The 18,729-nt window shown below is 61.8% G+C and carries 16 protein-coding genes; 9 read left to right on the forward strand and 7 right to left on the reverse strand.

The genetic code is table 11. From position 1 onward, the window contains the following. Nucleotides 1-49 precede the first annotated feature (49 nt). On the forward strand, nt 50-3,388 hold the full coding sequence (locus tag ACQ4W7_RS25215) for a DEAD/DEAH box helicase (RefSeq protein ID WP_436534159.1): 3,339 nt from the start codon (nt 50-52) through the stop codon (nt 3,386-3,388). Nucleotides 3,389-3,447: 59 nt separating this feature from the next. On the opposite strand, the gene ACQ4W7_RS25220 is transcribed toward ACQ4W7_RS25215, so the two are convergent. Both ACQ4W7_RS25220 and ACQ4W7_RS25225 read right to left on the reverse strand, forming a co-directional pair. Continuing rightward, a complete protein-coding gene (locus ACQ4W7_RS25220) occupies nt 3,448-4,860 on the reverse strand; it encodes a heavy metal sensor histidine kinase (RefSeq protein WP_436534161.1) in 1,413 nt (470 codons plus the stop codon). After that, nucleotides 4,857-5,567: a heavy metal response regulator transcription factor gene (locus ACQ4W7_RS25225; protein ID WP_436534163.1), complete on the reverse strand. Its 711-nt coding sequence runs from the start codon at nt 5,565-5,567 to the stop codon at nt 4,857-4,859. The genes ACQ4W7_RS25220 and ACQ4W7_RS25225 overlap by 4 nt, the downstream gene beginning before the upstream one ends. Nucleotides 5,568-5,704: 137 nt before the next feature. Here ACQ4W7_RS25225 and ACQ4W7_RS25230 point away from each other — a divergent pair, with 137 nt between their 5' ends. Both ACQ4W7_RS25230 and uraH read left to right on the forward strand, forming a co-directional pair. Then, on the forward strand, nt 5,705-6,199 hold the full coding sequence (locus ACQ4W7_RS25230; RefSeq protein ID WP_426073888.1) for a GlcG/HbpS family heme-binding protein: 495 nt from the start codon (nt 5,705-5,707) through the stop codon (nt 6,197-6,199). A 10-nt stretch (nt 6,200-6,209) separates the two neighbouring features. After that, nucleotides 6,210-6,620, forward strand: a complete 411-nt coding sequence (uraH, locus tag ACQ4W7_RS25235) for a hydroxyisourate hydrolase (protein ID WP_426073889.1) — start codon at nt 6,210-6,212, stop codon at nt 6,618-6,620. A 14-nt stretch (nt 6,621-6,634) separates the two neighbouring features. Here uraH and ACQ4W7_RS25240 read toward each other — a convergent pair whose 3' ends face one another. Next, nucleotides 6,635-7,333, reverse strand: a complete 699-nt coding sequence (locus ACQ4W7_RS25240; protein ID WP_426073890.1) for a glutathione binding-like protein — start codon at nt 7,331-7,333, stop codon at nt 6,635-6,637. A gap of 188 nt (nt 7,334-7,521) precedes the next feature. Between ACQ4W7_RS25240 and ACQ4W7_RS25245 the strand changes: the two genes are divergently transcribed. Then, entirely contained in the window at nt 7,522-7,947 is a 426-nt protein-coding gene (locus tag ACQ4W7_RS25245; protein ID WP_426073891.1) for a hypothetical protein, read from the forward strand. Between the two features lie 4 nt (nt 7,948-7,951). Here the strand turns inward: ACQ4W7_RS25245 and ACQ4W7_RS25250 are convergent, their stop codons facing one another. After that, complete coding sequence (locus ACQ4W7_RS25250) at nt 7,952-9,598, reverse strand: methyl-accepting chemotaxis protein (protein ID WP_426073892.1); 1,647 nt, start codon at nt 9,596-9,598, stop codon at nt 7,952-7,954. Between the two features lie 325 nt (nt 9,599-9,923). On the opposite strand from ACQ4W7_RS25250, the gene ACQ4W7_RS25255 reads away from it, so the two are divergent. Then, nucleotides 9,924-10,289, forward strand: a complete 366-nt coding sequence (locus tag ACQ4W7_RS25255; protein WP_426073893.1) for a hypothetical protein — start codon at nt 9,924-9,926, stop codon at nt 10,287-10,289. Here the strand turns inward: ACQ4W7_RS25255 and ACQ4W7_RS25260 are convergent. Then, complete coding sequence (locus ACQ4W7_RS25260) at nt 10,283-10,720, reverse strand: hypothetical protein (protein ID WP_426073894.1); 438 nt, start codon at nt 10,718-10,720, stop codon at nt 10,283-10,285. The genes ACQ4W7_RS25255 and ACQ4W7_RS25260 overlap by 7 nt on opposite strands. 193 nt (nt 10,721-10,913) lie before the next feature. Here ACQ4W7_RS25260 and ACQ4W7_RS25265 point away from each other — a divergent pair, with 193 nt between their 5' ends. Continuing rightward, nucleotides 10,914-11,732, forward strand: a complete 819-nt coding sequence (locus tag ACQ4W7_RS25265; RefSeq protein WP_426074002.1) for an AraC family transcriptional regulator — start codon at nt 10,914-10,916, stop codon at nt 11,730-11,732. A 48-nt stretch (nt 11,733-11,780) separates the two neighbouring features. Here ACQ4W7_RS25265 and folE read toward each other — a convergent pair whose 3' ends face one another. Beyond that, nucleotides 11,781-12,347, reverse strand: a complete 567-nt coding sequence (gene folE / locus ACQ4W7_RS25270; protein ID WP_426073895.1) for a GTP cyclohydrolase I FolE — start codon at nt 12,345-12,347, stop codon at nt 11,781-11,783. Between the two features lie 77 nt (nt 12,348-12,424). Then, nucleotides 12,425-13,261, reverse strand: coding sequence for an NAD(+) diphosphatase (gene nudC / locus ACQ4W7_RS25275; protein WP_426074003.1), 837 nt, complete (start codon nt 13,259-13,261; stop codon nt 12,425-12,427). Between the two features lie 292 nt (nt 13,262-13,553). On the opposite strand from nudC, the gene ACQ4W7_RS25280 reads away from it, so the two are divergent. The 3 genes from ACQ4W7_RS25280 to ACQ4W7_RS25290 all read left to right on the forward strand — a co-directional run bounded on the left by ACQ4W7_RS25280 (nt 13,554) and on the right by ACQ4W7_RS25290 (nt 18,684). Further along, nucleotides 13,554-15,887: a catecholate siderophore receptor Fiu gene (locus ACQ4W7_RS25280; RefSeq protein WP_426073896.1), complete on the forward strand. Its 2,334-nt coding sequence runs from the start codon at nt 13,554-13,556 to the stop codon at nt 15,885-15,887. Nucleotides 15,888-16,269: 382 nt separating this feature from the next. Then, nucleotides 16,270-17,583, forward strand: coding sequence for a dicarboxylate/amino acid:cation symporter (locus tag ACQ4W7_RS25285; protein ID WP_426073898.1), 1,314 nt, complete (start codon nt 16,270-16,272; stop codon nt 17,581-17,583). 108 nt (nt 17,584-17,691) lie between these two features. Then, on the forward strand, nt 17,692-18,684 hold the full coding sequence (locus ACQ4W7_RS25290; RefSeq protein WP_436534168.1) for a porin: 993 nt from the start codon (nt 17,692-17,694) through the stop codon (nt 18,682-18,684). Nucleotides 18,685-18,729: the final 45 nt, after the last annotated feature.

Genomic DNA, 18,729 nt, shown 5'->3' on the forward strand with positions numbered 1-18,729 from the left:
CGCGCATACGCTTTACAATCCTCGCTCGCTTTACAAAATATTGGTCATCATGAATCAGGCAGAACAGCAGCGCCTCCTGGCTATCCTGGAGTATTGGCACAAGATCGAATTCTTTATCCCGTTTGACCTGAATCAAATCACGGACGTTGAAGACCAGTCCACCGTGCGTCTCCTGCAGCGCGAACAGCTGGCGCAACTGCCGCTGCAGTTCGCCACGCAATGGCAAGTACCGTCCGACCGCGAAATCGACGGCTTCTCGCTGTTCCTCGGCGTGTTCGACAAGGCCGAAATCAACAAGGCTTGTCCGCCAGCCAACGGCCCGGAAAACATTGCCGAAACAGAAAAGACGGAACTGGCCGGACGCTCGTGCTTTGCCCGCCTGAACCTCAATGCGCTGGGCGAGCCGCAGTTCGATCCCGTTTCCGTGTCGACCTTGCCGTGGGCACTGGGCCGCGCCCGCACGCCGGACTGGTCGGGCCTGAGCCTGGATGCCTTCAGCGACAGCCAGCTGACGCTGCAAGACAGTCTGCGCAACTTCGCCGCCGCCCGCGCCCCGCAGCAAGTGACGGACCAGGCCGGCAATGTGTCGGCGCCCCTTTCCGGCATGGAAATCGCGGCCCTGGCCGACCTGCTGCGCGACTGGGCCGGCTTCCACCCGTCGGCCGGCCAGCCGTTGGCCGTGTTGGAATTGCGCACGCGCAAAAAACGCGCCGCCGTAACGGAAGCCGATACGCTTGAGTCCAGCCAGAACCGCACCTTGGACTTTGGCGACGCGGTGGAGCCAAGCATCGATATCCTCAACAGTTTTTACCTCGATGACCTGGAACAGATCATCCGCGCCTTGCGCGGCGGCAAGTTGCCCGCGACAGTCGCCGCCTATCTGACGCCGCTGGCGCAGGATGAACGCATCGACCTGTACAGCCCGGCCGGACGCCAGGCGCTGGCCGCCATGCTCAACCCGGCCAACATGAACCGCGGACACTGGCTGGAAGACGCCAGCTACGCCATGAGCCTGATGCAGCAGTTCGCCATCCACGGCGCGCGCACGGGCTTGAGCGAGCGGGGTATCTTTTCCGTCAACGGCCCGCCCGGCACGGGCAAGACGACCTTGCTGCGCGAATTGTTCGCCGACAACATCGTGCGCCGCGCGGCCGTGCTGTCTTGCCTGGACCGCGCCGGCGACGCCTTCATCGGCAAGGTCGCCGTGGCCTTCGAAGGCGTGCGCGACCCCATCACGATTGCCCGCCTGCGCCCGGAACTGACGGGCTTTGAAATGGTCGTCGCCTCGTCGAACAATGCGGCGGTGGAAAACATTTCCGGCGACTTGCCAAAACCCAAACAGCTGGGCAAGGAATGGGCGCGCACGCGCTATTTCGAAAGCGTCGCGCGCCGGGTCGTGGCCGACGGCAATGGCGCCAACCGCGCCTTGAGCGATGCAGAGGCGCCATGGGGCTTGATGTCCTGTGCGCTGGGCAATAGTGCCAACCGCCGCCGCTTCGTCAGCAATTTTTATGACGACGACTGGGACAAGAGCACGGCGCGCAAAACGCCGAACGCGCAGAATATCCGCCAGTGGCTGGCCAGCTACCAGGGCGTCAGCTTCGCCCAGGCGGCGCGCGAGTTTCGTGAGACGGAACACGTGGTGGAAAAGGCCTTGGCCGAGCACGCCCAATACGCGGCCCTCTGGCAAGCCGTGGGCACTTGCACGGAAAACGACTTCACCCAGGCCAGCCAGCAAGCGCTGATTACTGCCGAGCAAGAGATGGATGCGGCGAATGGCGCCCTGTCCAGCGCGCTGGCGCAACAGGACACCTTGCTCGCCAGCAAGAAGGAATTGCTGGAAGAGGAACGTTTGGTGGCGCTGACGCAGCCGGGTTTCTTTGCTCGTTTATTCCGCACGGCACCGGCGCGCGCCTACAAGGACGCCGTCATCGCCAACGCCGAGGCGCAGCGCCAGGCCGCGCGCGACGTCTCCGCCATCAAGCTGCTGCTGAAAGGCGAACTGGAGCCGCGCTGCGAGCGCGCCCGCAACTGCCTGCACATCGCCTTGCGCACGGCGCAGTCGCGCCAGCGCGAATGGGATGACAGCACGGAACTGCTGCGCCGCGCGCGCATGCGTTTCCCCACCATTATCGCGCCAGCGACCCTGGACGAGCTGGACGGCGACGCGCTGCAGATAGCCGGCCTGTGGCATGAGCCAGCCCTGGCGCGACTGCGCTCGCGCTTGTTCGCCAAGGCCCTGGCGCTACATGAAGCCTGGCTGGCGGAAGTGGCGAAAAAAGGCGGACCCGGCTTTGGCGGCAACTTGCTGGCCGTGTCGAAATTGCTGAAAAACAAGCGCGCCTATGACCAGTCGCATATCGCCATGGTGTGGCACAGCCTGTTCATGGTGGTGCCTGTTGTGTCGACCACGTTTGCCTCGTTCGCGCGCCAGTTCCAGGGCATGGGTCCCGAATCGCTGGGCTGGCTGTTCATCGACGAGGCGGGCCAGGCCGTGCCGCAAGCGGCGCTGGGTAGCCTGTGGCGTGCCAGGCGCGCTGTCGTCGTGGGCGACCCGCTGCAAATCGAACCCGTATTTACTGTACCGGGCCGCCTTGTGCAAACCCTGTCCGCCCTGTCGCCGCATACGCAGGATGGCAGTTACGCACCGACAAGCGTTTCCGTGCAGACCCTGGCCGACAAGGCCAATCGTTATGGCGCGCATGTCGGCGCCGGCAGCGCCCAGCCCCTGTGGATAGGCAGCCCCTTGCGCGTGCACCGCCGCTGCGTGGAGCCAATGTTTTCGCTGGCCAATAGCATCGCCTATGAAGACAAGATGGTCTATGGTTTGAGCGAACGCACGCCGCCGGCCAGCGCGCGCGGCCTCACGCGCGGTCCCAGCCGCTGGATCGACGCCGTCGGCCCCGTCAGCTACAAGCAGGTGGTGCCCGTGCAGCTCGATTTCGTGCTGGAAGTGCTGTTGAAACTGTACCGCCGCGACGGCAAGCTGCCGGAAATGTATCTGATTACGCCGTTCAAGGCCGTGCGCAAGGAATTGCGTTCGCGCATCGTCGACCTGGACTGGGACCGCCGCCTCGGCTATGGCAAGGCCCCCACGGTGCGCGAATTGCGCCAGTGGAGCAGCCAGATGGTGGGCACCGTGCATACTTTCCAGGGCAAGGAGCAAAGCGTGGTGATGCTGATTCTCGGCGCCGACGACAGCACGGCGGGCGCCGCGCAGTGGGCGGCCAGCACGCCGAACCTGCTCAACGTGGCCCTCACGCGTGCACAACACTATGTGTACATCGTCGGCAACCCGCTGCTGTGGGGACAGTTGCCGCATTTTGCGCCCGCCTGCGCGCAACTGCCGCATACGGGCATGCATGAGTTTTTGGTGGAGATGGGCTAAAGGCCACGTGACCATGCTTTGCTGCGTAGGTCAGATTACGGCCCGTGGCCTAATCCGACCTACGCGCGTTCCTGCGCTGGGAAAACGAGGGAAAACGTCGTGGCGGCCGCATCCGACGCCACGGTCGCGCTGCCGCCATGCAATTGCATGATGGCCGTGACGATGGCCAACCCCAGGCCTGTGGAAGCGGCCGAGTCGCTGCGGGCCGGGTCGGCGCGGTAAAAGCGCTCGAACAGGTGCGGCAGGTGGCGCGCGGGGATGGCGGGACCGAGGTTGCTCACGCTCAATTCCACGCCCTCGTGCGTCGTGTGCGAACGCAGCAAGATGGTGCTGCCTGGCGCCGCGTGGCGGATGGCGTTCGACAGCAGGTTGCCGAGTGCGCGGCGCAGCAGTTGCGGCTCGGCTGTCACTGCGCCGCTGCCGTGGCAGGCCAGCGCCAGCCCCCGCTCTTCGGCCAAGCCTTCAAAGAAATCGGCCAGGCGCAAAAACTCCTCCTGCACGGGCAAGACTTGCTTAACGAGCAGCATTTCATCCTGCTGCGCGCGCGCCAAAAACAGCATGCTGTCGATCATGCGCGACAGCCGTTCCAGCTCTTCCACATTCGACGACACCAGCTGCTCATACTCGTGCGCGCTGCGGGGACGGGCCAGCATCACCTGGCTTTGCCCCAGCAGATTGGTGACGGGCGTGCGGAATTCATGCGCCAGGTCGGCGGAAAACTGCGACAGCCGCGCATAGCCTTCCTGCAGCCGCGCCAGCATGGCGTTGAGCGCCTGGATCAAAGGCAAGAGTTCCGTCGGCGCGCCGCGCGCCTCCAGCTGCTGGCCCAGCTTGCCGGGCCGCACCAAGGCCGCATGGGCGGCGATATTGCGCAACGGCCGCAGCCCCCGCAACAGCATCACGCTGGCCAGAATGGCCGCCACCAGCGCGCTGACGGCCACCGACACGACGATCTGCCAGCGGTAGGCGGCAAACATGGCCGTGCGGTCGCCGTAGACCCTGGCGACAGAAATGTCGACCATTTGCGCCGGGTCGCCAATGCGCGCGCTGGCCGCCACGACCCTGGCCGGATAGCCGTCGCGGCTGGTCCAGCTGACGATGGCGGCAGCCGTGACCGGCGCATCGACGGCCACGGGAACAGCATGCGCCACCGTCTCGCCATGCGGATTGACATCGATCAAACGCGTGCCATCGGCGCGCACGATGCGCACGAGGGAATTTTCTTGCCCGCTCATGGTGTCGCGGAAATACTGGGGCCGCTCGCGGATGATATCGAGGGTGCCCGCATTGCCCAGTAGCTGCTGGATCTGGCGCAGTTTTCCCAGCAACAAGATGTCGTCACGACGCTCGATTTCCGCCACGAATGAACGGTACAGATGCATGCCCAGCCCGGCCGACACGAGCGCCACGATCAGCACGAAGACGACGGTGACGCGCAGGGTCAGCGAACGGCGCAGTTCCGCCAGCTTCATTGCGTGGCGCCGTTCTCAGGCACCGTGGGCGCACGCAATTCGCAGACATAGCCCATGCCGCGCAAGGTGTGGATCAGCTTGGGTTCGAACGGGTCGTCGAGCTTGCTGCGCAGGCGGCGGATGGCCGCGTCGATGACGTTGGTGTCGCTCTCGAAATTGATGTCCCACACTTGCGAAGCGATGATGGAGCGCGACAAGACCTCGCCCTGGCGCCGCGCCAATAAATGCAGCAAGCCGAATTCTTTCGCCGTCAGGGTGATGCGCTGGCCTTGCCGGCTGACCTTGCGTTTCATCACATCGATTTCCATGTCGCCGATACGGATGACGTCATCTTCGCGCGGCGGTCCGCGCCGCAGCAGGGTGCGGATGCGCGCCACCAGCTCGGCAAAGGCAAACGGTTTCACCAGGTAATCGTCGGCGCCTAGTTCCAGCCCTTTGACGCGGTCCTGCACTTCGTCACGCGCCGTGAGGAAAATCACGGGCACGTCCGCGCCGCCCTCTTGCAGGCGCAGTGCGCGCAAGACTTGCCAGCCGTCCATGATGGGCAGCATGACGTCGAGCACGATGAGATCGGGCGCTTCCGTGCTGGCCATGTGCAAGCCATCACGGCCATTGCGCGCCAGGCTCACCGTAAAGCCGGACTCGGCCAGGCCGCGCAGCAAATAGTCGCCCGTCTTCGGTTCGTCTTCGATGACCAGGATACGCATGGCAGCTTTCTTAAGGGAAATTGAAGTATTTTACGCCGCACGCAGGCCACTGCGGATGATAAAAATGTCATGCGGCGATCATCTTCGCGTAGGGCAACACTGGGCATACTGGCACCACTTTATTCCATGGATGCCAGATGAAAACCCTGTTACTCGGCAGTACCCTGCTGTGCCTGCTGGCCAGCCCAGCCCACGCTCAATTACGCACGGTCGATGACCTCTCGCTGGCAGCGGCCAACAAGTTGGCCAACGCGGCCATGGCCGCTTGCCAGGCGCAAGGGCGGCACATCGTCGTCAGCGTACTGGACCGTGGCGGCAATGTCGTCGTCGTACAGCGCGCCGATGGCGTCGGTCCCCACAACACGGATGCCAGCCGGCGCAAGGCATACACAGCCCTGTCCACCAAAAGTGATACCTACACGCTGGCCGTGGCTGCCCGCAACAATCCGGACATGGCCAACCTGAGCACCGTGCCGGAGCTGTTGCTGCTGGGTGGCGGCCTGCCGTTGATGGCGCAGGGGCAAGTGGTCGGCGCCATCGGCGTCGCTGGCGGCGGTGGCGCGCAGCAAGACCGCGCCTGCGCCCAGGCAGCCCTGTCCTCCATCCCTGAACTCGATCTCCCTACACCTTGAAAGGAACACGATGAACTACCTGAAAAAAACCGCTGCCGCCCTGACCTTCGCCAGCCTGTCCAGCATGGCCCTGGCCGCCGCCAATCCCTTGAGCGTGCACATCCTCGACTTGCAAAGCGGCCAGCCGACGGCGGGCGTGACGGTGACCCTGGAGCAAAAGAAAGGCGAAGGCTGGCAACAGTTGGCCAGCGCCGTCACGAATGCGCAGGGGCGCATCGCGGCCATGTATCCGGCCGAGACGCCCATGCAGGCGGGCGACTACCGCATCGTGTTTAAAACAGGCGAACACTATGCGCGCCTGAAACAAGAAACCTTCTTCCCGGAAATCCCCGTGCAATTTCACGTGGAAAAGACTGACCAGCACTATCACATTCCCTTGCTGCTCAGTCCTTTCGGCTTTTCCACGTATCGGGGTAACTGAGGGGGAAATGAAGCTTAGCCGATAGTTTTCGCCGTCTGCCCGAACAACACGCTTTTCGCGTCGCCGCTGACGGTGGGCTGCACGTTGATTTCGGCCGCGCGCGCATACGCGCGCACGGTGGAGGGACGCGCGGCAATGGCCGCGAACCAGCGCGCCAGGTGCGGGAAATCTTCCAGCTTCTGGCGCTGGCGTGCGTGCGGCACGATCCACGGGTAGATCGCCATGTCGGCGATGGAGTAGCTGTCGCCGGCTACGAAGGCACGGTCCGCCAGGCGCTTGTTCAGCACGCCATACAGGCGGTTCGTTTCATTGACGTAGCGCGTGATCGCATAGTCGATGGGCTCCGGCGCGTATTGCACGAAATGGTGGTTCTGCCCGGCCATGGGACCCAGTCCGCCCATTTGCCAGAACAGCCATTGCATGACCTCGGCGCGGCCGCGCACGTCCGCCGGCAGGAATTGCCCGCTTTTCTCGGCCAGGTATTGCAGGATCGCGCCCGACTCGAACAGGGACAAGGGCGCGCCGCCATCTTCCGGCGCCTGGTCGACGATGGCGGGGATGCGGTTGTTCGGCGCGATGGCGAGAAATTCGGGCTTGAATTGCTCGCCCTTGCCGATATGCACGGGAATAATGTTGTAGGGGATGCCCGCTTCTTCCAGGAACATCGTCACTTTGTGCCCGTTGGGCGTGGTCCAGTAATACAGGTCGATCATCGTGGTCTTTCCAGGTAGATAAGTAGGGCAGGCGAACTTGGCCTAACTATTGTCGCGCCGCAACTGATATGCATGGATATAATGCCACGTAAGCGAAAAACAAGACGGCGCCCAAGCAAGGCAAGCATTCACTAGCGCCGTCACGCAGGCATCCCGACATTCCAGAGAACAAACCAAGAAAGCCGACCATGCGCAAACTCCTGATCGTCATGCTGTCCGTCCTGCTGTCAGGCTGTGTCCAGGACTTCGCCATCTATCTGTTCGACGGCCAGGACCATTCCCTGACCGTGCGCCGCCAGCAACGTTATTTTTGGCAAGATACCGTGGAAGTGCAGCTGATGGCCACCAATCTGCCGCAATGCCAGCGCCTGCATATCCTGTCGACCGACGCACCCGCCGACATCAAGGTCGAGCTGTTTGCTGCCGGCGATGGCCTGTGGAATATCCGCATGGGCAAGCAACTGTGGCAGGCGGAAACGACTACCTGCAATGCGCTGACCGAAATGGAAAACGACCCGAAAGCCGACCTGGGCCAGCCGGTCGGGCAATTCGTGGTCGTCGATGACAAGCTGGAATTCGAACCGGCGCCGCAAGCGGCGGCACCAGCGCAATAACTTCTTAGCGCGCCGCCAGGCTGCGCAGCGGCTTTTTCGCCACGGCGCGTGGCGCGCCACCCGAACTTGTCGCCAGGCGCGGCGACGTTCCCGGTTCCTGCGCCGACAGTTTGAAGCGCGCCACCAGTTGCGCCAGCACGGCCGCCTGGTCCTGCATGCTGGCCGCCGCCGCTGCCGCCTCTTCCACCAGTGCCGCATTTTGCTGCGTCACACTATCCATTTCCGTGATCGCCTGGTTGACATGGCCGATGCCCGTGCTTTGCTCGTGCGAGGCGGCCGTGATGTCGGCCATGATGTCGGTCACACGCGAAACGCTGGCCACCACCTGATCCATGGTCGTACCCGCCTGTGCGACCAGAGTGCTGCCGGCCGCGATGCTGTCGACGGAAGCGCCGATGAGTTCCTTGATTTCCTTCGCTGCGCCAGCCGATCTTTGGGCCAGATTACGCACTTCCGACGCCACCACGGCAAAGCCGCGGCCCTGTTCGCCGGCACGCGCCGCTTCCACCGCAGCGTTCAAAGCCAGGATATTCGTCTGGAAGGCGATGCCATCGATGACGCCGATGATGTCGACGATCTTGCGCGACGAGGCGTTGATGGTGTCCATGGTGCCGATCACTTGCGCCACCACGGCGCCACCCTGGCGCGCCACGGCAGAAGCGGACTGTGCCAGTTCATTGGCCTGCACGGCATTGCCCGCGTTTTGTGTCACGGTCGAGGTCAATTCCTCCATCGAAGCCGCTGTTTCTTCCAGCGAACTGGCCTGCATTTCCGTGCGCGCCGACAAGTCCATATTGCCGCTCGCAATCTCGCTCGATGCCGTGGCGATCGTCTCGGCGCTGTGGCGGATTTCACTGATCGCATCGACCAGGTTGGCCTGCATGGTTTTCATTGCGTACAGCACGCTGTGGCGGTCGTTGGCGTGCGTGCGCACGTTGCCGCTCAAGTCGTTGTTGGCGATCTTTTCAGCCACGTCGGCTGCATACTCCGGGTCGCCGCCCAGCGCATGGCGCAGGCTGCGGTTGATCACGACGACGACGGCAGCCAGCAAGCCACACACCAGCACCAGCACGCCCAGCGAAGTCAGCAGTGACTGGCGGAAGGCCGCATCGATATCGTCCATATACACGCCCACCACCAGGGTCCAGGCCCACGGTTTGTAGGCCACCACGCGGCTCATCTTCGGTTCGGGGTTTTTCTGGCCCGGACGGGGAAAATAATAGTGGACGAAGCCCTTGCCCGCATCGCTCTTGCCGACAGCAACGATGTCGCGGTACAGATAAGTGCCGTTGGCATCCTTGAAGTCCGCCATGTTCTTGCCGTTGGTTTGCGGCGCGGCGGGATTCATCACGACAACGGCATCGAGGTTGATGATGGACAAATAACCGGTCTCGCCAAAACGCATGCTCTTGATGACGGCGGTCGCCTGCTTTTGCGCCTCTTCCTTCGTCAAGGCGCCGCTGGCGGCCAGGTCGCCGAACATCTTGACGGCGCCCAAGCCCAGGTCGGCGGCATTGCTCAGGTCGGCGCTGCGCTCTTCGATGCGGATCTTGCGAATTTCCAGGGCGTTATAGACAAAAATGACGGTGATGCATAACAGACTGCAAATCAGGGGGATCCATAACTTCTGCTGGAACGTCAATTTTTTCATGCTGTGTCTCCAACTATCTATTTTTGGCGAGGGGCGTGGCCCGCTTCCTGCCCGGCAGGCCAGGAATGCGGCGGCGACGGTGCTCGGGCGGCACCGTTCAGACGTCTCCAGCATACGCTCGAACGACCAATATTTACAATGCCGGCAAGCAATGATTTTTGCCCGGTGTTGTTAATGCGTTGAGACAATTGATGAGAATTCATGCTGCGTTGCAATAAAAAGGCAGGCAGACAGGCTACCGCAAGGCAGGCGAGGGTGGCGTGCGTGTGTCAAAATGCACACCGGCGGATACACGACGAATCACGATGAATCACGAAAGAACAGCATGACCAAGAATGAAGCCATGAAACGCATCAACGACCGCCTGGGCAAACCCACCCTGACGGACAAGAACACGCATTTTGCCAGCGTCGCCAGCTATGGCACGGACGAAGGCTGGTGGCTGAAGATTCCCTTCCTGACCTTCAAGCAGGAATTGCACTTCGTCCTCAACAATGAAAAGACGAAAAGCTTCCAGCACCTGAAAATCGGCGCCAACCAGATCCTCAGCCCCGGCATGAAGTTCCGCAGCACGGGCGGCGCAGCCGACGCCTTCATGTCGGCCTCGGCGCCGAAACGCCTGGTCGACCTGCTCGACGGCGGCAGCAAGTACAACTTCACCAAGCATTTTGTCAACGACTATCGTTATTGATGCACGGCCGTGCTACCGTCGCCTGACGGCAGCCGCGGCGGCAACCACGCCTTGAGCAAATGCTGCGCGATATCGAGCGCGTCGTCGCGGCTGGTGCCAAAATGCAGGGGGTAGCCCCAGAACTGGCCAAACATGACGGCAAAGGCCTTGCCCGCCAGGCGCTTGGCCGCGCTCGGTTCGACCAGCACCATGCCCTGGATATACGCGCGCAGAGCGGCCTTGTGCCGCTTCATCCACAGCACGGCGCGCTTGCGCTCATCCTGCGGATGCGCATGCCCGTCCTCGTCCAGGCCTTCTTCACTGAGAATGACAAACGCCTGCTGGCGTGCCAGCAGGGCCTCGAACTGGGCGAACAAGGCAGCGTCGTGATGGTGTGCGGCAGGATCGCGGCGGATCCAGACCAGGGGGAAATCGGTGATATCGAGTTGCATGGGAGACTCCTATGGGGGGTTGCCGTTCCTCCCGGCCTTCATCAGAACACTGGCGGCAGCGGTTGCCGTTGAAGCGGGGCTGCGGATAGGGACACGATACCGATGGCGGCGCCCGACGTCATTGCATAAAATAGCCACAATATTATTCAATCCAGCCAAAACGCCGCCCATGCCACATCCATTGCTGCCTAGCATGCTCTCCACCCAGTTGGGCCTTGACGGGTCCGCCTCCATCATCGATTTCGACGTCGACGGCGTGCTGCGCCCCCTGTTGGCCCTGGGCCTGGCCAGCGTGCGCGAGGAATGGGAGCAAGCGCCGCACCAGCACCGCAAGGGACAGTTGCTGTACGCCACGCGGGGCGTGATTCATTGCGAAATAGAAAGCGGCGTGTGGATCGTACCGCCCCAGTGCGCCGTGTGGATACCGGGCGGCCTGATGCATGCCGCGCAGGGCGTGGGCGAGGCCGAATGCTACTGCCTGTTTGTCGAGGCGGCCATGGCACCGGCCTTGCCCGCCGTCTGCTGTACCGTGGCCGTCTCGCCGCTGCTGCGCGAACTCATCGCCAAGGCAGCCGGCTTTCCCACCCTGACCGCGCTGCATGGCGCGCAGGAACGCCTGGTGGCCACCCTGCTTGATGAGTTGGCCGCGGCACCCGTGGAAGACTTGCATTTGCCGATGCCGCGCGATGTGCGGCTGCGCCGCCTGGCCGCCCTGCTGCTGGCGCAGCCGGCCGATAAAAGCACCTTGGCGGAATGGGCCAGCCGCATCGGCATGAGCGAGCGCAGCATGACCCGGCAGTCATTGGAAGAAATGGGCATGAGCGTGGGCCGCTGGCGCCGGCAATTGCACGTCATTCTTGCCTTGCAAGGGCTGGCGCGGGGCCACAGCGTGAAAGCGGTGGCGCTGGAACTGGGCTATGAAAACACCAGCGGTTTTGTCACCATGTTCCGCAAGGCGGTGGGCAAACCACCGGCGCGCTATCTGGCGCAACGGGAATCCGGAAAAACATAAAAAAGGCGGCATCGCGCCGCCTTCGTCCTGCATCGCCGCCGAAAACAATCAGCTTTCGCGTGCCAGGGCCAAAAATTCCGTGCGCAGCGCCAGGTTCGGCTGCATCTCGCCCAGCATGGCCGAGGTGATGGTTTCTTCGCCCGGCGTGCGGATGCCCCGGCTTTCCATGCACAGGTGACGGCAGCGCACGACCACGCCCACCGATTTCGGTTCCAGCACTTCCATCAGGGCATTGGCGATCTGCATCGTCATGCGTTCCTGCACTTGCAGGCGCTTGGAGAAGCAATCGACCAGGCGCGTCAGTTTCGACAGGCCGACGATCTTGCCGTTGGGCACGTAGCCGATGGTGGCCTTGCCAAAGAAGGGCGCCAGATGGTGTTCGCAATGGCTGTAGACGGGGATGCCGCGCACGACGATCAACTCGTTATACTGTTCCGCGCCATCTTCAAAGGCTTTCAGCAAGTCCACCGGATCCTGGCTATAGCCGGAGGTCCAGTGCTTCCACGCCTTGGCCACGCGCATCGGCGTTTCCAGCAAGCCAGGACGCTGCGGATCTTCACCAAAGCTGCTAATCAGCCGGCGCCAGTCGTTTTCGGAAAATTCTTCTTGAGACATGCTAAACCACCCTAAAATTTGCAATTGCCGCCAGTATATAGAAAATGCGACAAGCTGCCCGAACCGCCCTGCCTTTCCTATGCCGCTGGCGGACGGTGCGCGCCGACCAGCAGCGCCGAAATCGACACGCTCGAACTCGCTTCCGGCCAGGCATCGCCGGGGCCAAACCAGCGCGCCTCGGCGATCTCGTTCTCGTCGAGGCGGATCTCGCCATCGAGGTAATCGGCTGTAAACGCGATCATCAGCGAATGGGGAAACGGCCAGGACTGGCTCATGAAGTACTGCAGATTGTGCACGCGCAAACCCACCTCTTCCATCACTTCGCGGTGCACGGCTTCCTCGATCGATTCACCCGCTTCCAGGAAACCAGCCAGCGGGCTGAAACGCTGCGATGGCGAATCTTTGTGCATGGCCAGCAACACGCAGTCGCCCTTGCGGATGAGTACCATCATGGCTGGCGAAATGCGTGGATAGGCGAGCATGCCGCAGGCGGCGCACGTGAAGCAGCGTTCGCCGCGCGTGCGCTGCATGGGCGCGGCGCACACGCCGCAATGGCGGTGCGTGCGCGCCCACTCGGCCAGCTGCGCGGCGCGGCTGGCCAGGCCCAGGAAGGCGTCGTCGACAGCATGGAACAACGAGCGCATGCCGTGCCAGGCCAAGCCGCTGTCGGCGGGCAGCAGCTCGTCATCGGTCCAGACGGTCTGGCAATAGCGGCCCTGCCACAGGCCCACGGGCTGGGCGCGGCTCAAGTCGATATCGAGCGCGGCCGCCTCGGCGGCAGTGGGCAGGATCAGCTCGGGCGTACGCAACAGCAGGCGCCCACGGTAAAAGACAAAGGTGAGCGTCTCGGTGGCGGCCGGGGCCGGTTCGGGTAGGTCGATCAGGGGGACAAAGGCATCGGGAGTCTGCAGCATGCTGGGCGGAGATTTGTAAAGGTTGCTCATCATACTCCCGCTCCAGAACGCTTGCGCGCATAGCAGCGGCCAGGCAGCAAAGCAAGCATTCATGCACCATGACAGTGTTTTTTTTGCGGCACACCCAATCCGTTGCGTAAACGATACTGATAACGATTCTCATTTACGAAGTAGCGCCCAGTTATTACAATACGGCCTTCCGTCTCCATCGCCAGCCACTTGCCCGCGTGCCGAAGCACTGCGGCGCAGAGCCAGCCAGGAACCACTACCCTGACCTTATCGAGAGAGCAAGATGGCAATCAAGAGCCGCAAACACGCCCCAACCCGTTTCAACCAGCACATCGGCGCCGCCCTGGCCGTGATGCTGCTGCCTGTGGCCGCCCAGGCCGCCGATCCCGCAGGCCAAAGCGCGCCGTCTTCGCAACAAACCCTGAACGAAATCAAGGTCGTGGGCTCCAAGGAAAATGATTTCAAGGCCGAAAAAGCCTCGTCGCCGAAATACACGGAAGAGCTGGTCAACACGCCGCAAACCATCGTCGTCATCAAGAAGGAATTGATCGAACAGCAAGGCGCGCTGACCCTGACGGAAGCGCTGCGCAACACGCCAGGCGTGGGTACCTTCTTCCTCGGTGAAAACGGTAATACCAACACCGGCGACGCAGTGTACATGCGCGGCTTCGACTCCTCGGGCAGCATCTATGTCGATGGCGTGCGCGATGTCGGGTCCATCTCGCGCGACGTCTTCAACATCGAACAGATCGATGTGCTGAAGGGCCCGGCGGGCACGGACAGCGGCCGCGGCTCGCCTACCGGTTCGATCAACCTGGTCAGCAAGACCGCCACTATGGAAAACAAATTCAAGTCGCTGCTGACGGCGGGCAGCGGCAAGCAGAAACGCGCCACGGCCGACTGGAACCGCATTCTCGACACCGATACCGGTACGGCATTGCGCCTGAACCTGATGACGCAAGACAGCGGTGATCCGGCCCGCGATGAAGTCAAAAACAAGCGCTGGGCCTTCGCGCCCACCGTCACCTTCGGCATCGGCAAGCCGACGCGCATCACGGCCAGCTACCTGCACGTGGATCAAAACAACGTGCCCGACGGCGGCGTGCCGACTATCGGCTTGCCTGGCTACGCCACGCCGGACAGCATCACGCCCACAAACAAGGTCATCCGCACCTTCCTGAACGGCGCGGCCAAGGTCGATCCAAAGAATTTCTACGGCTCCACTTCAGACTACAACAAGGTCAAGGCCGACATGGGCACCTTGCGCATCGACCATGATTTCTCGCCCAACGTGCAGCTCCAGAACACCACGCGCTACGGCAAGACCAAGCAGGACTACCTGCTGACGGCCTTTATGGGTAACACCGCCGGCCTGAAGACGCCGGTTGTCACCGATCCGTCAACCTGGACCATGGCGCGCTCGCTGCGCACTGTGAAGGACCAGGAAAACACCATCCTGACCAACCAGACCGTGGTCAGCGCGCAATTCGACACGGGCGTGCTGAAGCACTCCCTGGTGGCCGGCGCCGAATTCACCAGCGAAAAGCAGACCAACTACAGCTATGTGCCCGCCAGCCTGGGCACCTTGCCGGATGCCAATCTGTACAATCCGAATCCGCGCGACCCGGTCAGCGGCTATAAACCAGTACGCAGCGGTGCCTACGCGCAAGGCGAAGTCAATACCCAAAGCGCATATGTCTTCGACACCGTCAAGTTCGGCGACAAATGGATCTTCAACGGCGGCGTGCGCTTCGACCACTTCAACACCACGTATGATGCCGTCACCCTGCAAACGGCCGTGGCGCAAGGCCAAGTACAAAAACTGCCAGTCGGCACGCCGATTCCGGTGCATATCACCTTAAACGACACCTTTGCCAACGGCAAGATCTCGGCCATGTACAAGCCGACGCCGGACAGCAGCGTGTATGCCTTGCTGGCCACGTCGAAAGCGCCGCCAGGCACCAATTTTGCGCTGAGCACCAACGCCAACAGCGCGCAAAACCCGAACTATGATCCACAGGAAACCATCACCAAGGAAATCGGCACCAAGTGGGACTTCCTGAAGCAAAAATTGTCGCTGTCGGCCGCCGTCTACCAGACCACCGTCAAGAATGAAGTGGAGCAGGATCCTGTCATCCCGACCATTTTTTACCAGACCGGCAAGAAGCGCGTGCAAGGCCTGGAACTGGGCGTGGTGGGCGAGATCATGCCGAACTGGCTGGTCAGCGCCGGCTATACCCGCATGAACACCAAGGTCGAGTCGAACAAAGTCTTCACGGCCAGCGGCGCCCAGAACCTCACCTACACGCCAAAACAGGCGTTCACCAGCTGGACCTCGTACACCCTGCCGTTTGGCTTGAAAATCGGCGGCGGCGCGCGCTACGTGGGCGAAATGCTGCGCGGCACCGACGGCGCCGTCGGCACGCCGGCCCGCGTCGATGCCTACTGGGTCTTCGATGCCATGGCAACGTATCCAGTCAACGAAAACCTGGACTTGCAGTTGAACGCCTACAACCTGGCCGACAAGACCTATGTGGCGGCCATCAACAAGTCCGGCTTCCGTTACACCCCGGGCCAGCCACGTTCGTTCAGCCTGACGGCGAATATCAAGTTCTAACATCGAGAACACGCATTGCGCCACATCGAGCCCCTCTTCGGAGGGGCTTTTTTATTGTCCTGATAATCTTGCCTTGTTGGCGCACCGCCACCGTGCCGCGACTAGCGTATGAAAAGTCATACAGCGATGCCCCGCCGCGTCCAATATTTCGCGCAAGCACGCCAAGTTGCGACATCTTAACAACAAAAAATCTTCCTTAAATCAACAACTTAAGAAGTTAGCTACCAAATTCCCATTTCAGGCATATCCTTTGCTATGTACAGGTTTTGCTGCAAATAATCGCTAGCACGCAAAAGCTTGTTTTTGAGAAATATTGACTCCAAGCTTGAGTTGCTCGCTATCAATAATCCGCTCACAGCGGCGTTTCACCGGAGGAGTCAAAATGAAAAAGAAACGGCCATTAACCCTGTACATCCTGATTGCCATGATCCTCGGCATTGCCGTCGGCTATGGATGCAACACCGCCTTCCCTGATGCCAAGCTCAGCGCTCAAATCGCTGGCAATATTTCCATCGTCACCGACGTCTTCCTGCGCCTGATCAAAATGATCATTGCGCTGCTGGTATTTTCCACCCTGACAGTCGGCATCGCCCACATGGGCGACGGCAAGACAGCGGGCCGCATCGGCTTGAAAGCCATGTGCTGGTTCGTCGTTGCTTCACTCGTCTCGCTGGCACTGGGCATGGTGCTGTCGAACCTGATGCAGCTGGGCACGAACCTGGGCTTGCCATTGCCGGACGTACACGCTTCGACCAATTTGAAAACGGCTGCCTTCACCTTGAAAGATTTCTTCACGCACCTGGTGCCGAAGTCGCCGATCGAGGCCATGGCCAACAATGAAATCCTGCAAGTGCTGGTGTTCTCGATCTTCTTCGGCGGCGCACTGGCCGGCCTGGGCGAATCGGGCAAGACCCTGACGGCTGTCGTCGACCAGCTGGCGCAAGTCATGCTGCGCATCACCGGCACCATCATGAACCTGGCCCCACTGGCCGTGTTCGCCGCCATGGCCTCCGTCATTACCACCCACGGCCTGGGCGTGCTGATCACGTTTGCCAAATTCATGGGCGGCTTCTACCTGGGTCTGCTGTGCCTGTGGGCACTGCTGATCGGCGCCGGCTTTGTCGTCATTGGCCCGCGCATCTTCAAGCTCGTCGGCCTGATCCGCGAACCGTTCCTGCTAGCATTCTCGACGGCCAGCTCGGAAGCGGCCTATCCAAAACTGCTGACGGCGCTCGACCAATTCGGCGTGGACCGCAAGATTTCCAGTTTTGTGTTGCCAATGGGCTACTCCTTCAATCTCGATGGCTCGATGATGTACTGCACCTTTGCCGTGCTGTTCATTGCCCAGGCCTATGGTATCGACCTGTCGCTCGGCACGCAGATCACCATGCTGCTGCTGCTGATGCTGACCTCGAAAGGCATGGCCGGCGTACCGCGCGCCTCCCTGGTGGTGATTGCCGCTACCCTGAACCAGTTCAATATTCCGGAAGCGGGCTTGCTGCTGCTGATGGGCGTGGACCAATTCCTCGACATGGGCCGTTCGGCCACCAACGCGGTCGGCAATGCCGTCGCCACGGCCGTCGTCGCCAAATGGGAAGGTGGTCTGGCCACCGAGGAAGAAGCAGCCGCGGCTAACGCCGCCAACCAGAACACGGAAAGCCATTGGGGCGAAGCTGACCACGCTAGCAAAGCCTGATAGCGCCATGGTCCGCCACAAGCGGGCCATTTATTTGTTGTCCATGTTGAGTAACAAGCAGTCAGGTAGTGCGATCAGTAGTCATTCCAACTTATTAGAGAGATTTTCATGAAAAAAGTCCTGTTTACCCTGCTGGCCCTTGGCGCAGCTTCCGGCGGCGCATTGGCCCAATCAAGCGTGACCATGTATGGCGTGGCTGATGCCGGCCTGGTGTTCGACAAGGATGCGGCCGGCGACCGCCTGAACCGCGTCGCTTCCGGCGTCGCCTCTGGTTCACGCATCGGCTTCAAAGGCAAGGAAGACCTGGGCGGCGGCCTGGCTGCTACCTTCGTGCTGGAAAGCGGTTTCAATATCGACACTGGCACCTCGGGCCAGGGCGGCCGGCTGTTCGGCCGCCAGGCGTACGTTGGCCTGACCGGCAGCGCCGGCGCCGTCACCCTGGGCCGCCAATACTCTCCGTACTACCTGGCCTTGCGCGACGTGGCCGATCCGTTTGTCATCGGCCTGGCCGGCACGGCATCGAACATTATGGCGACGAATTACCGCGTCGATAACATGGTGCAATACACCACGCCCACCTGGAGCAAGCTGTCGGCCGACCTGGCGTATGGCTTCGGCGAAGTGGCCGGCGACAATGCGAAAAACCGCAGCATGGGCGGCGCCGTGCATTACATCGACGGCCCGCTGAACGTGACCCTGACGCACCACCGCAAGGAAAATGCGCTGGCGACCCAGCAAACGCGCAACACCCTGCTGGCCACGCGCTACGACTTTGGCGTAGTGCAAGGTAACTTCGGCTACGCCGACAACCGCGCCCTCGACAACAGCAAGAGCAATGACATCCTGGTTGGCTTCAGCGCCCCGTTCGGCGCCACCAAGCTGGTCGCGTCCTACATCCGCCACAACGACAAGAGCAACGCAAACCGTGACGCCCAGCAGTGGGCCATCGGCGCGTTCTACGCCCTGTCCAAGCGCAGCGACCTGTACACCGGTTACGGCCACATCAGCAACAAGAACGGCGCCACCTTCGTCGTCGGCAATGCCACTGACGATGGCACCGGCAACAGCGGTTTCAATTTAGGTATGCGTCATACGTTCTAATCACGGCTCACGTTAGCGCAGGCCGCCGGATGCACATCCGGCGGC

Source organism: Janthinobacterium algoris (assembly GCF_051380935.1).
GTDB lineage: Bacteria > Pseudomonadota > Gammaproteobacteria > Burkholderiales > Burkholderiaceae_D > Janthinobacterium.